Genomic DNA, 262 nt, shown 5'->3' with positions numbered 1-262 from the left:
GTGGCCTCAAGCCCATCGTGGTGATCAACAAGGTCGACCGCGAAGGTGCGCGCCCCGACTGGGTGCTCAACGAAGTATTCGATCTGTTCGTACGTCTCGGGGCCACCGAAGAACAGCTCGACTTTCCCGTCATCTACGCTTCAGCCCTGCTCGGCAAGGCCGGCCTCGACCCCGACAATCTCGACGACAATATGGAATCGCTGTTCCAGCTCGTGGTCGAAAAGGTGTCGCCGCCGCAGGTCGACGTCGATGGTCCGCTGCA

General features: G+C 61.1%; 1 protein-coding gene. It reads left to right on the top strand.

Going from position 1 to position 262, the window contains the following annotated elements:
- A partial coding sequence (locus ACKX14_RS16055) for a GTP-binding protein (RefSeq protein WP_422449415.1) occupies positions 1 to 262 on the top strand: 262 nt, incomplete at both ends.

Source organism: Thermorhabdus hydrogeniformans, assembly GCF_049310025.1.
Lineage (GTDB): Bacteria > Bacillota > Thermosediminibacteria > Thermosediminibacterales > Tepidanaerobacteraceae > JBJYKD01.
The sequence above is the reverse complement of the archived record's forward strand: the minus strand, read 5'-3'. Positions and strand labels throughout refer to the sequence as shown.